This window comes from Streptomyces glomeratus, from assembly GCF_021462825.1.
GTDB lineage: Bacteria > Actinomycetota > Actinomycetes > Streptomycetales > Streptomycetaceae > Streptomyces > Streptomyces glomeratus.
In genome coordinates, this window is sequence record NZ_JAKEEB010000029.1 from 54,612 (window position 1) to 66,882 (window position 12,271).

The 12,271-nt window shown below is 71.7% G+C and carries 15 protein-coding genes, 1 pseudogene and 1 riboswitch; of the genes and pseudogenes, 9 read left to right on the plus strand and 7 right to left on the minus strand.

Going from position 1 to position 12,271, the window contains the following annotated elements; genetic code table 11:
* Window positions 1-8: 8 nt before the first annotated feature.
* Window positions 9-869, minus strand: a complete 861-nt coding sequence (locus tag LZ604_RS26695; protein WP_234518080.1) for a helix-turn-helix domain-containing protein — start codon at window positions 867-869, stop codon at window positions 9-11.
* 250 nt (window positions 870-1,119) lie between these two features.
* Here LZ604_RS26695 and LZ604_RS26700 point away from each other — a divergent pair, with 250 nt between their 5' ends.
* The gene (locus LZ604_RS26700; protein WP_234518081.1) at window positions 1,120-1,578 is read left to right on the plus strand and encodes an ATP-binding protein; all 459 of its coding nucleotides are present in this window, start codon (window positions 1,120-1,122) and stop codon (window positions 1,576-1,578) included.
* A 69-nt stretch (window positions 1,579-1,647) separates the two neighbouring features.
* On the opposite strand, the gene LZ604_RS26705 is transcribed toward LZ604_RS26700, so the two are convergent.
* Entirely contained in the window at window positions 1,648-2,565 is a 918-nt protein-coding gene (locus LZ604_RS26705) for a LysR family transcriptional regulator (protein WP_234518082.1), read from the minus strand.
* A gap of 109 nt (window positions 2,566-2,674) precedes the next feature.
* Here LZ604_RS26705 and LZ604_RS26710 point away from each other — a divergent pair, with 109 nt between their 5' ends.
* The gene (locus tag LZ604_RS26710; RefSeq protein ID WP_234518083.1) at window positions 2,675-3,319 is read left to right on the plus strand and encodes a LysE family translocator; all 645 of its coding nucleotides are present in this window, start codon (window positions 2,675-2,677) and stop codon (window positions 3,317-3,319) included.
* Here the strand turns inward: LZ604_RS26710 and LZ604_RS26715 are convergent.
* The 4 genes from LZ604_RS26715 to LZ604_RS26730 form a co-directional block, all read right to left on the minus strand.
* Entirely contained in the window at window positions 3,258-3,794 is a 537-nt protein-coding gene (locus LZ604_RS26715; RefSeq protein ID WP_234518084.1) for a DUF6328 family protein, read from the minus strand. The genes LZ604_RS26710 and LZ604_RS26715 overlap by 62 nt on opposite strands.
* 80 nt (window positions 3,795-3,874) lie before the next feature.
* Window positions 3,875-4,348 carry a C40 family peptidase gene (locus tag LZ604_RS26720; RefSeq protein ID WP_234518086.1) on the minus strand — a complete coding sequence of 158 codons (474 nt, stop codon included), beginning with the start codon at window positions 4,346-4,348 and terminating at the stop codon, window positions 3,875-3,877.
* A gap of 3 nt (window positions 4,349-4,351) precedes the next feature.
* A riboswitch (cyclic di-AMP (ydaO/yuaA leader) is annotated at window positions 4,352-4,547 on the minus strand.
* Window positions 4,548-4,924: 377 nt separating this feature from the next.
* Window positions 4,925-5,230, minus strand: a complete 306-nt coding sequence (locus LZ604_RS26725; RefSeq protein WP_234518088.1) for a hypothetical protein — start codon at window positions 5,228-5,230, stop codon at window positions 4,925-4,927.
* Window positions 5,231-5,237: 7 nt separating this feature from the next.
* Entirely contained in the window at window positions 5,238-5,873 is a 636-nt protein-coding gene (locus LZ604_RS26730) for an ATP-dependent Clp protease proteolytic subunit (RefSeq protein WP_234518089.1), read from the minus strand.
* Window positions 5,874-6,028: 155 nt separating this feature from the next.
* On the opposite strand from LZ604_RS26730, the gene LZ604_RS26735 reads away from it, so the two are divergent.
* Complete coding sequence (locus tag LZ604_RS26735; protein WP_234518120.1) at window positions 6,029-6,304, plus strand: type II toxin-antitoxin system Phd/YefM family antitoxin; 276 nt, start codon at window positions 6,029-6,031, stop codon at window positions 6,302-6,304.
* A gap of 249 nt (window positions 6,305-6,553) precedes the next feature.
* On the opposite strand, the pseudogene LZ604_RS36100 reads toward LZ604_RS26735, so the two are convergent.
* Window positions 6,554-7,687: pseudogene (locus tag LZ604_RS36100) on the minus strand (alpha/beta fold hydrolase); the annotation flags it as partial.
* On the opposite strand from LZ604_RS36100, the gene LZ604_RS26745 reads away from it, so the two are divergent.
* The 6 genes from LZ604_RS26745 (at window position 7,592) to LZ604_RS26770 (ending at window position 12,179) form a co-directional block, all read left to right on the plus strand.
* Window positions 7,592-7,894 (plus strand): urease subunit gamma, encoded by a 303-nt coding sequence (locus tag LZ604_RS26745; protein WP_037782101.1) that lies wholly within the window; start codon window positions 7,592-7,594, stop codon window positions 7,892-7,894. The pseudogene LZ604_RS36100 and the gene LZ604_RS26745 overlap by 96 nt on opposite strands.
* A 15-nt stretch (window positions 7,895-7,909) precedes the next feature.
* Window positions 7,910-8,221, plus strand: coding sequence for an urease subunit beta (locus LZ604_RS26750; RefSeq protein WP_234518090.1), 312 nt, complete (start codon window positions 7,910-7,912; stop codon window positions 8,219-8,221).
* Window positions 8,214-9,935, plus strand: coding sequence for an urease subunit alpha (locus LZ604_RS26755; protein WP_234518091.1), 1,722 nt, complete (start codon window positions 8,214-8,216; stop codon window positions 9,933-9,935). Before LZ604_RS26750 ends, LZ604_RS26755 begins: the two co-directional genes overlap by 8 nt.
* Window positions 9,935-10,609, plus strand: coding sequence for an urease accessory protein UreF (locus tag LZ604_RS26760; protein ID WP_234518092.1), 675 nt, complete (start codon window positions 9,935-9,937; stop codon window positions 10,607-10,609). The genes LZ604_RS26755 and LZ604_RS26760 overlap by 1 nt, the downstream gene beginning before the upstream one ends.
* Before the next feature lie 119 nt (window positions 10,610-10,728).
* Entirely contained in the window at window positions 10,729-11,406 is a 678-nt protein-coding gene (gene ureG / locus LZ604_RS26765) for an urease accessory protein UreG (protein WP_234518093.1), read from the plus strand.
* Between the two features lie 8 nt (window positions 11,407-11,414).
* Entirely contained in the window at window positions 11,415-12,179 is a 765-nt protein-coding gene (locus tag LZ604_RS26770; RefSeq protein ID WP_234518121.1) for an urease accessory protein UreD, read from the plus strand.
* Window positions 12,180-12,271 lie beyond the last annotated feature (92 nt).

The following is a 12,271-nucleotide window of genomic DNA, read 5'->3' on the forward strand; positions in this document are numbered from 1 at the left end:
GTGCCTCCTTACGTATCGCCGGCCAACGCGGCGATGTAATCCAACGAGTCCTCGGGCGAAAGGGCGTGGATCCGAAGGGAGTCGAAGGCCTCGCAGTAGGCCTGGAGGTCCTCTTTCCGTTCGAGGTAGAGGCTACTCGTCAAGTGGTCGAGAACGACCACATCCAGATCAGATCTGCTCGGGAATGAGAAGATAACGAAAGGCCCGGTGATGCCGATGTGCGCCCCGGCCGCAAACGGCAGCACCTGGAGTCGCACATGGGGCAGCCTGGCGGCTTCCAGAAGCCGGTTCAGCTGCCGCGCCATGGTCCCCGGGCCGCCGATCTCCCGGCGCAGTACGGCCTCGTCCAGGACGGCACTCAGCCGCAGCGGCGGATCCGCGCGCAACACCTCCTGACGGGCCAGCCGGACCTCCACCAGGGCGTCCAGCTTGTCGTCCTCCAGGGTGCCCACGGCGGCCCGGGTCACCGCCCGGGCGTACTCGGGTGTCTGCAGCAGCCCCGGCACCACCGAGGTCTCCAGTGTGCGCATCCCGCTCGCCTGCGACTCCAGGCTGATGAAGTCGCGGTAGGCCGGCGGCAGCACACCCCGGTAGGCGTGCCACCAGTTCTGCCGGCCGCCGCCGTCCTCCGAGCCCGCCAGTACCAGCAGCAGTTCCCGCAGTTCCTGGTCGTCGACACCGTACGCGTCCAGCAGCAGCCCTACGTCCCCCGGCTTGACCCCGCTGGAGCCCGTCTCGATCCGGCTCACCTTCGACTGGTGCCAACCGACGAGCGCTGCCGCCTCACCGCTCGTCAGACCCGCCCCGGCACGCAGGCCGCGCAATTCGGCGCCGAGTTTGCGGCGGCGCACCGCTGGTCCGTACTGCATGGCCGACTCCCTCCGCACGGCGCGCGGTTTTCACGGCGACGGTAGAGGATGACCCGGAAGGCGGCCCGAATACGGTCGGTCGTCGGAGAGTTCACCGCTTCGGGCGACAGATATATGCATATCTCGGGGGATCGCACCCGGGAGAGCCCTGGTGATGGCAGTCTGGCGCGCAGCACCAAGTCCGGGACCGTTCTCGAACCAAACCTCTCCGTGTCGGACTCCGGTCCCGTGGGAAAGGGACGACGTCGCCATGGCAGACCATCAGGAAGCATCCGTCACTCTGCCGAGCGATCCCGCCTCGGTCGCCGCAGCCCGAAAATACGTCTCGGACGTCCTCACCGAATGGGGTCTGCCGGGCGACGCAGAAGTCGCCGACACCGTTCGCCTGATCGTGTCGGAGCTGGCGACCAACGCCGTACAGCACACCCTCGGGCAGTCCCCGACGTTCACGGTCGACGTCGCGCTCGCCCGGGAGGAGTTGCTGTGCATCGGCGTCACCGACAGCCATCCGCGCTTCCCGAAGCGGTTGCCCGCCGCCGTGCAGCAGGACAACGGGCGCGGCATGGTGATCGTCCGCTGGCTGACCGCCGAGTACGGCGGGAGCCTGAGCGTGCGGCCCACCCGTGAGGGGGGCAAGACGGTCGCGATCGAACTGCCGTGGACCGTACCGGCTCGGTCGGTCACGGCGGCGGGCCTGCAGGAGCCTTGAACCGGCCGGGCAGCGTCTTTGCGGGCCGGCCGGGTGGGGTCTGCTCCCGGGCGGGGTGGCGGTGTGGTTTCAGAGGTGCCGTGCCGCTCGTCCGAAGGCGCCGCGCAGCAGGGCACGGAAGGCGTCGGCCGCCGGTGCCGCCTCGCCGGTGCGGTACGCCACCGAGATCGTGCGGCGCAACGTGCCCGGTTCCAGCGGCCGTACCCCGAGCGGGGTCGCCGTGGTCCGGGCCACCATCTCCGGCACCACGGCCACCCCGAGACCGGCACTGACGAGCGCGCACACCACGGCGTAACCCGGCGTCTCGACCAGCACCGCCGGGGTGGCCCCGGCCGCGGCGAGGGCGGCCTCCACACCCCGTCGTGCCGGGTGCCGCGGCGCCATGCTGATCAGCGGCTGCCCGGCGAGCTCGGACGGCGGCAGCCGCGACGCGTCCGCGGTGAGGATGTGCCCGGGGCTCGTGACCAGGACCAGCTCCTCGACCAGCACGGGTTCCAGGGACACGGACGACGGCAGCGGTACGGGGTCGGCGGGCTCGTACGTGTGCGTGAGCGCCAGATCGATGTCGCCCGCCGCAACGGCGTGGGCCCCGGCCGGCGGGTCGTAGTCCGCGACCGCCAGTTCCACATCCGGGTAGGCCCGGTGGAACGCGCTGAGCACCGGCGGCAGCAGATGGATGCCCGCGGTGGGAAAGGTGCCGAGCCGCAGGGTGCCGCCCGCGAGGCCCGCGAGCCGTGCCAGCTCGTGCCGGGCCCGCTCCAGCTCGTCCAGCACCCGCCGCGCCCGAACCACCAGCAGTTCACCGGCGCCCGTCAGCCGTGTCCCCCGCGGATGGCGCACCAGCAGTGCGGTGCCCGCCTCCCGCTCCAGCTTGGCCAGCTGCTGGGAGAGCGCGGGCGGCGTGTAGCCGAGGCGCTCGGCGGCCCGGGTGATCGAACCGGCCTCGGCGACCGCCACCAGCGCCGCCAGCCGCGTCGGGTCGTACACACGTCCCCCTGCCTGTCCGGTCCGAACCAGCAGCCCAAAGAGATGCTTAAGGCTATCCCAGGATATTCGACATACCTGCTGAGGGCTCGGGACCGGCAGGGTGGTCGGCATGGACACTCAGCTGATCGCCTTCACCGGTGTCGCCGCGGGCATGGTCGCGATGCCGGGCGCGGACTTCGCCGTCGTGGTACGCAACGCCCTGATCTCCCGGCGCGCCGGTGTCGCCTGTGCGCTGGGGATCGCGGGCGGGCTGCTGATCCACACGACGCTGGCGGTCGCCGGAGTCGCCACGGTGCTGGTGACGGTGCCCGCGCTGTTCCGCGGGCTCCAGCTGCTCGGCGGTGCCTATGTGCTCTACCTGGGTGCACGGACGCTGCGGGGACTGCGCCGGGCAAAAGCCCCCGCCGTCGTCGAAGCCGCCGGGCACGGGGATCGCCCCGGGGCACAGGACGCGGGGCGGCCGCTGCGGCAGGGTTTCGTGACGAACGCGCTGAATCCGAAGGCGTCGCTGACCTTCCTGAGCCTGCTGCCGCAGTTCGTGCCCGCGGGCAGCCCGGCGATGCCGCGGACCTTGGTGCTCGCCCTGATCGTCCTCGCGGTCTCCGTGGTGTGGTTCCCCACGGTCGCGCTGCTCGTCGACCGGCTGGGCCGGTGGCTGCGCCGCCCGGGGACCGCGCGGGCCCTGGAGGCGATCACCGGGGGCGCGCTGACCGGACTCGGTCTTCTGCTCGTTCTCGAGCCCGTCGTGAACTGAGGACCGCGCGCCGCACCAGCAGCGGCAGGATGTGCCACAGGCCCACGCACACCAGCAGCGTCGTCACCGCGGCGGTGATGCCGGCGGTACGGCCGAGGGACACGTCCACCACCAGCAGCACAGCGCCGGTGAACGCCAGCGACAGCACCACCATCCCGGTACCGGCCAGACGGGAGGAGATCCGCACGATGACGGGCTTGGCGTTCTGCTGGAAGAGCATCCGGTGCAGTGCGGCCGGCGCCGTGAACAGGGCCGCGGCCACCACGGCAAGCAGCAGGGTGACGACGTAGATGAGGCGCTGGCCCATGTCGAGGGACGGAAAGCGCTGGGTGAACGCAAGGGTCAGCAGGAACGCGAAGAGGATCTGCACCCCGGTCTGGGTGACGCGCAGTTCCTGCAACAGCTCGGCGAAGTTGCGGTCGGCGCGCTCCAGCGGTGTCTCGTCCCGTGCCTGCGGGGGAGGTCGGTCGGCCATGGTGAACGAGTAACCGCTGATGCGCTCTTCACGCGCCCGGGGGGTGACGGCGCACCGGTGCCGCCACCCCGCCCGCCGGGTCAGCTCACCCGGCCGTACCAGACGCTCTTGGTCCAGATCTTCTCGAGCCGCACGACGGAGCCGGTTTTGGGGGAGTGCCAGATCTTTCCCTTCCCGGCGTAGATGCCGACGTGGTAGACGTTTCGACCCGAGTGGAAGAACACCAGGTCGCCCGCCTTGCGATGGGAGGCGGAGATGTGGTGCGTCTTGTTGTACTGAGCCGCTGCCGTACGGGGCAGGGCCTTGCCCGCCTTCTTGTACGCGTAGAGCGTGAGCCCGGAGCAGTCGAAGCGACGCGGCCCGGCGGCCCCCCACTTGTAGGGGGCCCCCTTCTTGGAGGCCGCGATCTGGAGCGCCTTCGTTGCCGGAGACGCGGCCGCCGCGTCGGAGGCGACGCCGGGGACCACGATGCTGCCGCCGACGGCGGCGATGGTGAGGGCCGAGGCCGTGCCGGCCCGGGTCAGCAGCGACGGGACACGATTGAGCGCAGTCATGCGCAACCCTTCGTCAGCCGCCTGTGAAGGATGACCTGTCGGATTCGGGCTGGCGAAGTAGCCCGGCCGCTCGCGCGGCTTCACCCCAAGGACCGCCCGGATCTCTCCGGCGGCCCGCCTTGCTGGGTCCTCCACTCCTGCCGATCCACTCCTGTCGACCGGTCGTCCGGGCGGCGGCAGGATTCGGCGTCCGCCCGGACCGCCCCGCCGCGGTGGCGGGGGCTTGTCGTCAGGAAGGGATCTTCACTCAGGCGTGTCGGAAAATCACAATGGAATCGGGGGTTTGTGGCATTACTCACCACTCACCCGTTCGGCTGGACACCCTTGTGCCCGTGGGCCGTTGGAGGGATCGACGAGGCTCGGACCTGCGGCGGAGCGCTTCCCTGCGCGTGGCCGACAAGCGCTTGGACCGGCTCTTCCGGGCTCCAGGGCGGAGCAGTGTCTACGCCGACCAGGGGTACGCCGTTTGGTCCGTTTCAACCCGGGTCCAGGCGCACCGACGACCGCGTGGTCCGTGCACGGTGGACGGCCGGACCGTGGTCAACTCCACACTGAAGACGCTCCGGTCACTGTCCGTCAGTCCGGTCCCGGGGGCACCGCGATCCGGGCCGTGCGGCGCTCGCCGTCGAGAACGCGCAGGGCCCGGGCCAGAGTGGTGCCGTGCAGTTCGTGCTCCCCGCGCTGGTGCATGACCGTCAGCGCGTCGCGCAGGGCCACCGCCTTGGCCGCCAGGGCCTGGGCGGCGCGCAGTCCGCGGTAGGTGTCCCCGGAGTGCACCGGGTTGATGCGTCCGAGCAGATCGACGACATCGAGATAACGGTCGATCAGCTCGGCCTCGGCCCGGGTCAGCGCCGGCAGCGGGGGCAGTTCGGGCGGCAGCATCGGCGGCTCACCTCGCGTCGGATGCGGCGCGCGACGCCTTGCGGCTCGGGATGATGCCGTCGATCAGTCCGTACTCCACCGCGGCGGGCGCGTCGAGGATGGTGTCCCGCTCCATGTCGGCGGCGATCCGCTCCGGGCGCTGCCCCGTGTGGCGCACGAGCATCTCCTCCAGTCGCCCGCGGACGCGCATCAGTTCCTCGGCCTGGATCGCCAGATCACCGGCCTGCCCGTGAACGGGTTCCGGCAGGGACGGCTGGTGGATCAGTACGCGTGCTCCGGGCAGTGCGTACCGCTTGCCCGGTGTGCCCCCCGCCAGCAGCACGGCGGCCGCGGACGCCGCCTGGCCCAGGCAGACCGTCTCCACGTCGCAGCCGACGTACTGCATCGTGTCGTAGACGGCCGTCATCGCGCTGAACGAGCCGCCCGGGGAGTTGATGTACAGCGAGATGTCGCGGTCCGGATCCAGGTACTCGAGATGCATGAACTGTGCCATCACGTCGTTCGCCGAGGTGTCGTCCACCGGCGTCCCCAGGAACACGATCCGCTCGTCCAGCAGCTTCGCGTAGGGGTCGAGGGTCCGGTGCCCGTAGCCGGTCCGCTCGGTGAACTCGGGCAGCACATGACGTGCGGACGGTCGGTTCATGGCACGGCCTCCTCGGAATCGATCTCCTGTAGAAAATGTACAGGACGTACATTGTGAGGGGCGTGGTTGCACGCTGAGAGCGAAACCGGCGGGCAGCCGGACCGCGTGATCTTCGCCCCGGATGCCTGCACGTGCCTCGGTCTAAGCTGGACCTCATGGCCTACGAGATTCCGGTGACGCAAGCCAGGGCTGAGCTCGCCGATCTGATCAACCGCGTGGTGTACGGCGGCGAGCGTGTCGTCGTGACGCGGCACGGAAAGCCTCTCGCCGCCCTGGTCTCCGCCGCCGACCTGGAGCGGCTCGCCGCACTGGACGCGGCGGAGGAGCAGGTGATCAGCTCGGTCTCCGGCGTCCGCGAGGTCCCCACGGTCCCGCGTGAGCGACACCGCTTCGGCATCACCGCGGAACACCGGGGGCCCAACGCCTCCTGACCACCGAGCACGCGAGCGGCCCCGCCCGGTGTCGCGCAGCATCACCACGGCCCGGAGGTCCGGCACCACGGCGCGCATCCGCTCTTCCACGTCCGGACCGGCGACGGTGACGTCGAGGTCCTTGTCCCCGCCGATGAACAGCGCCGGAGCGGTGACCCGGGCGCCGCCGAACGCCGCGGTCAGCGCCCGGTTGCGGTCCATGTCGCGGTACCAGTTGAGCGGGCCGGTGAAACCGATTACGGCGAACTCGGCGGCGTAGGCGGCGATGTCGTCCTCGCTCAGCCAGCCCGGTAGTTGCTCCGGCCCGCGGAACATGTCGAGGGGGTCGGCGCCCTCCCGCACCACGGGTACGAAGCCGGGGGCATCGCCGGAGAGCCCGTACACGAACCACCGGAAGGTCTTCGTCAGGTTCCTCTCCAGCAGGGGGTCGGCGACCCCGGGCTGCTGGAAGTGGTTCATCTGGAAGCCCTCGCCGATCGCGGCCCGCATCCGCTCCAGCGGCGGCCGGTGCGGGCGGGGCAGCATCGGGGAGCCGAGTGCGGCCACGCCGCGGACCAGGTCGGGCCGGAGCAGGGCGGTGTACCAGGCGACGGGGCCGCCCGAGTCGTGGACGGCGACGACGGCCTGCCGCTCGCCGAGGGCCTCGACGAGCCCCACGGCGTCGCCGACGAGGTGCAGGATCGTGTACTCCTCGGTTGCCTCCGGGCGTGAGGTCCGGCCGTAGCCGCGCTGGTCGGGTGCCACCACGTGGTAGCCGGCCGCGGCCGGCGGCGCCATCTGGTGCCGCCAGTCGTAGGCCGTCTCGGGGAAGCCGTGCAGCAGCAGTACCAGCGGGCCGGTGCCGGCTTCGGTGAGGTGCACGCGCAGGCCGTTGGTCTCCACGAAGCGGCGGGTGATCTCGGTCATGACGCGGTCTCCTTCGGGATGCCGCCCGGCTCGTACGGGTCCGGTCGGCGCGGCCGGAGGGCGCGGCCGGAGGGCGCGGGCGGTCGGGGGTGTGGTGCGTCGAGGCCGATGCTCGTCCGGCAGCGATCCCGCAACGGGACGGGCCGACGCGACGAGCGCGTTGATCGACATGCCGGCCGAGCAGTCGACCCCGGCGCGTGACGGCGGCGAGGCCGGCGGCCGTCGCTGCCGGGCCCTGCCGGCCGTCCTGTGGATCACAGCCGGGTTAACGCGCTCGAAACGCGGTCCAACTAGCCTGCCCATCCACGCCACCAGGGACTTTGCCCTGTGGCTGAGGCAACCGGGCCCCGCACGGTCCGGAGCGAGGACGGTGAGTGGAACGTGCAACTGACCCCGCACGAGCAAGAGAGGCTCCTGATCCACGTGGCGGCCGACGTGGCCGAGAAGCGCCGGGCCCGTGGACTCAGGCTGAACCATCCCGAGGCGGTCGCACTCATCACGTCGCACATCCTCGAAGGCGCCCGGGACGGCCGTACGGTCGCCGAACTCATGGCTTCCGGACGCAAGCTGCTCACCCGGGACGACGTCATGGAGGGCATCCCGGAGATGATCCACGACGTCCAGGTCGAGGCCACCTTTCCGGACGGCACCAAGCTCGTCACCGTCCACGACCCGATCGTCTGACGGGGAGCGTCCGCCATGATTCCCGGAGAGATCCTGTTCGCCAAGGAGCCCGTCGTCTGCAACGAAGGGCGCGAGGTCACCCGGCTGACCGTGCTCAACATCGCCGACCGGCCCGTCCAGGTCGGCTCCCACTACCACTTCGCCGAGGCCAACCCGGGGCTGGACTTCGACCGCGCGGCCGCGCGCGGCAAGCGGCTGAACATCGCCGCCGGCACCGCCGTGCGCTTCGAACCCGGCATTCCCGTCGACGTGGAACTCGTCCCGCTCACCGGTGCCCGTGTCGTGCCCGGCCTGCGCGGGGAGACCGGAGGTGCTCTCGATGCCTGAGATCTCGCGCGCCGCGTACGCCGACCTGTTCGGGCCGACGACCGGCGACCGCATCCGGCTCGCCGACACCGATCTGCTCGTCGAGATCGAGGAGGACCGTTCCGGCGGACCGGGTCTCTCCGGCGACGAGGCGGTGTTCGGCGGCGGCAAGGTCATTCGTGAGTCCATGGGCCAGTCGCGGGCGACGCGTGCCGAGGGCACTCCCGACACCGTCATCACCGGTGCCGTCGTCATCGACCACTGGGGCGTCGTCAAGGCGGACATCGGCATCCGCGACGGCCGGATCAGCGCCCTCGGCAAGGCCGGCAACCCGGACACGATGGACGGCGTCCATCCCGACCTGGTGATCGGCCCGGAGACGGAGATCATCGCGGGCAACGGCCGGATCCTGACCGCCGGGGCCATCGACGCCCACGTCCACTTCATCTGCCCCCAGATCGCCGACGAGGCGCTCGCCGCGGGCATCACCACCCTGGTCGGCGGCGGCACCGGACCCGCCGAGGGTTCCAAGGCGACCACCGTCACCCCCGGACCCTGGCACCTGGCCAGGATGATGGAGGCGATGGAGGCGTACCCGCTCAACCTCGGGCTCCTCGGCAAGGGCAACACCGTCTCGCACGACGCGATGCTCTCCCAGATCCGCGGCGGCGCCCTCGGCCTCAAGCTGCACGAGGACTGGGGCTCCACGCCCGCCGTCATCGACGCCGCGCTGACCGTCGCCGACCGCACCGGCATCCAGGTCGCGATCCACACCGACACCCTCAACGAAGCCGGGTTCGTGGGCGACACACTCGCCGCCGTGGCCGGCCGCGGCATCCACGCCTACCACACCGAGGGTGCGGGCGGCGGGCACGCGCCGGACATCATGACCGTGGTGTCCGAGCCGCATGTGCTGCCCAGCTCCACCAACCCGACCCGGCCGTTCACCGTCAACACCGCCGAGGAGCACCTCGACATGCTGATGGTGTGCCACCACCTGAACGCGGCGGTGCCCGAGGACCTCGCCTTCGCGGAGTCACGGATCCGGCCCTCCACGATCGGCGCGGAGGACATACTGCACGACCTGGGCGCGATCTCCATCATCTCCTCCGACTCCCAGGCCATGGGCCGCGTCGGCGAGGTCGTCATGCGCACCTGGCAGACGGCCCATGTGATGAAGCGGCGACGCGGAGCCCTGCCGGGAGACGGCCGCGCGGACAACCACCGCGTACGTCGCTATGTCGCCAAGTACACGATCAACCCGGCTCTGGCGCAGGGCCTCGCCCACGAGATCGGCTCCGTGGAGACCGGCAAGCTCGCCGACCTGGTGCTGTGGGAGCCCGCGTTCTTCGGCGTCAAGCCGCAGCTTGTGATCAAGGGGGGACAGATCGCGTACGCGCAGATGGGCGACGCCAATGCCTCCATCCCCACCCCGCAGCCGATCCTGCCGCGCCCGATGTACGGGGCGATCGGGCGGGCTCCGGCCTCCAACTCGGTCAACTTCGTGGCGCCCCTGGCCATCGAGGACGGGCTGCCGGAACGGCTCTCGCTCGGGAAGAGGTTCGTGGCCATCGAGTCCACACGCGGGGTCACCAAGGCGGACATGCGCGAGAACGCCGCCCGGCCCCGGGTACGGGTCGACCCCGACAGCTTCGCCGTGCACATCGACGGGGAGCTGGTCGAGGCCACACCGGCCGCCGAACTGCCCATGGCCCAGCGGTACTTCCTCTTCTGATGTCCAGGGCAGCGCTTCTCGTCCTGGCCGACGGCCGCTTCCCCGCCGGAGGTCACGCACACTCCGGCGGGGCCGAGGCGGCCGTCCGCGCCGGGCGGATCACCGGGGCCGCGAGCCTGGAGGACTTCTGCCGCGGACGGCTGCACACCACCGGGCTGGTGTCGGCCTCCCTCGCCGCGGCGGCCGCGCTCGGTGCGGACCCGGTCACACTGGACGCCGCCGCGGACGCCCGTACACCGTCGTCCGCGCTCCGCGCCGTCGCGCGCAGGCTGGGTCGGCAGCTGATGCGGGCGGCGCGGGCCACCTGGCCCTCCGGGGAACTCGACTCCCTGGCACGCGAGTTCCCCAAGGGCGCGCACCAGCCGGTGGTCCTGGGACTGGTGGCCCGCGCCGCGGGACTCGGGGCGCAGGACGCCGCGTACTGCGCCGCGTACGAGAGCGTGAGCGGACCCGCGACCGCGGTCGTACGGCTGCTGAGCCTGGACCCCTTCGACGCGTCGGCCGTGCTCGCGCGGCTGGCGCCCGAGCTGGATCTGGTGGCCGACCGAGCGGGCGAAGCGGCCCGCCGTGTGCCGTCCGACGGGATCGAGGCACTGCCCGCGGTCTCGGCGCCCCTGCTGGAGATCACCGCGGAGGACCACGCCACATGGCCCGTGCGTCTGTTCGCGTCGTAGGGCCCTCCCGGCCCGTGCCCGGGGCCACGCCCCCGGACCCTCGTTCGCCCTGAACGGCCTCGTCCCCTGTCGCCGGACGGGCCGGTTCGACCAGCCCCGGCTGAACTGGAGCCGCAACCATGCACCTCGACCACACCCACGACGGACCCACCGCCGTCTCCGCCGACGCCCACCGCCCCGACGGCAGGCGCCGTGCCCTGCGGATCGGGCTCGGCGGGCCCGTCGGCTCCGGCAAGACCGCCACCGTCGCCGGTCTCTGCCGGGCCCTGCGGGACGAACTGTCCCTCGCCGTCGTGACCAACGACATCTACACCCGGGAGGACGCCGAGTTCCTGCTGCGGGAGGCCGTGCTGCCGCCCGAGCGGATCACCGCCGTGGAGACGGGAGCCTGCCCGCACACCGCCATCCGGGACGACATCTCCGCCAACCTCGAAGCCGTGGAGGACCTGGAGGACGAGATCGGGCCGCTCGACCTGATCCTCGTCGAGTCCGGCGGGGACAACCTCACCGCGACCTTCTCCAAGGGGCTCGTCGACGCGCAGATCTTCGTCATCGACGTCGCGGGCGGCGACGACATTCCGCGCAAGGGCGGCCCCGGTGTCACCACCGCGGACCTGCTCGTCGTGAACAAGACCGACCTCGCCCCGTACGTCGGGTCCGATCTCGCCCGGATGGCCGCCGACGCGCGGGCGCAGCGGGCCGAACTGCCCGTCGTGTTCCAGTCCCTTCGGACCCGGGCCGGCGTCGGCGAGGTGGCCGGCTGGGTGCGGGCGCAGCTCGCCGCGTGGACCGCGTGAAGAGCCGCGTGGACGGCGTGACGACGGGAGTACGGGCCACCGCGCGGATCGTGGCCCGGGACGACGGCCGGGGCGGCACGTCCCTGCCGGTGCTGGCGGGCGAGGGACCGCTCGCACTTCGCAGGACGCGCGCGACCGGGGACGAGGCACGGGTCATGCTCGTCGGCGCGATGAGCGGGCCGCTGGGCGGGGACCACCTCACGGTCGAGGCGGACGTGGGCGGCGGCGCCCTGCTCCATGTGGGGTCGGCCGCGGCGACCCTCGCCCTGCCCGGGCAGGCCAAGGGTGAGGCACGTTACGACGTCCGGCTGGAGGTGGCCGCCGGTGGCGAACTGCGCTGGCTGCCCGAACAGTTGATCTCGGCGCGCGGCAGCGAGCTGTACGTCTCCTCGCGCATCGACCTCGCGCGGGGCGCCCGCCTGGTGTACCGCGAGGAGCAGGTCCTCGGCCGTGCCGGAGAGGAACCCGGACGGCTCACCAGCCGTCTGACCGTACGGCTGGCCGGGCGCCCGCTGCTCGACCAGGAGACGGCCTGCGGTCCGGGTGCCCCCGGCGGGTGGGACGGGCCCGCCGTCCTGGCCGGTCATCGGGCACTGGGACAACTCCTCGTCGTGCGGCCGGAGTTCACGGAGTTCCCGGCCGGGGCGCGGATGCTGGGGGAGCGGGCCGCCCTCACTCCGCTCGCCGGGCCCGCCGTGCTCGTCACCGCGGTCGCGCCGGACGCGCTGCGGCTGCGCCGGGTGCTGGACGAGGCGCTGGCCGCCGTGCTCTGACCGGTGCCGCCCGCTGGGCGGAGCACGATGTACCGGTTATCGGATTGGTAAAGAAGCCCAACTCCCCCTGTTGCCAGGGAACTCACAGCAGA

What these genes read in the sequence shown, in the direction of transcription:
- LZ604_RS26735 (WP_234518120.1), top strand. Translation starts at nt 6,029, where the DNA reads ATGGCCTACGAGATTCCGGTGACGCAAGCCAGGGCTGAGCTCGCCGAT.
- LZ604_RS26750 (WP_234518090.1), top strand. Translation starts at nt 7,910, where the DNA reads ATGATTCCCGGAGAGATCCTGTTCGCCAAGGAGCCCGTCGTCTGCAAC.
- LZ604_RS26720 (WP_234518086.1), bottom strand. Translation starts at nt 4,348, where the DNA reads ATGACTGCGCTCAATCGTGTCCCGTCGCTGCTGACCCGGGCCGGCACG.
- LZ604_RS26710 (WP_234518083.1), top strand. Translation starts at nt 2,675, where the DNA reads ATGGACACTCAGCTGATCGCCTTCACCGGTGTCGCCGCGGGCATGGTC.
- LZ604_RS26760 (WP_234518092.1), top strand. Translation starts at nt 9,935, where the DNA reads ATGTCCAGGGCAGCGCTTCTCGTCCTGGCCGACGGCCGCTTCCCCGCC.
- ureG (WP_234518093.1), top strand. Translation starts at nt 10,729, where the DNA reads ATGCACCTCGACCACACCCACGACGGACCCACCGCCGTCTCCGCCGAC.
- LZ604_RS26700 (WP_234518081.1), top strand. Translation starts at nt 1,120, where the DNA reads ATGGCAGACCATCAGGAAGCATCCGTCACTCTGCCGAGCGATCCCGCC.
- LZ604_RS26715 (WP_234518084.1), bottom strand. Translation starts at nt 3,794, where the DNA reads ATGGCCGACCGACCTCCCCCGCAGGCACGGGACGAGACACCGCTGGAG.
- LZ604_RS26755 (WP_234518091.1), top strand. Translation starts at nt 8,214, where the DNA reads ATGCCTGAGATCTCGCGCGCCGCGTACGCCGACCTGTTCGGGCCGACG.
- LZ604_RS26725 (WP_234518088.1), bottom strand. Translation starts at nt 5,230, where the DNA reads ATGCTGCCGCCCGAACTGCCCCCGCTGCCGGCGCTGACCCGGGCCGAG.
- LZ604_RS26730 (WP_234518089.1), bottom strand. Translation starts at nt 5,873, where the DNA reads ATGAACCGACCGTCCGCACGTCATGTGCTGCCCGAGTTCACCGAGCGG.
- LZ604_RS26695 (WP_234518080.1), bottom strand. Translation starts at nt 869, where the DNA reads ATGCAGTACGGACCAGCGGTGCGCCGCCGCAAACTCGGCGCCGAATTG.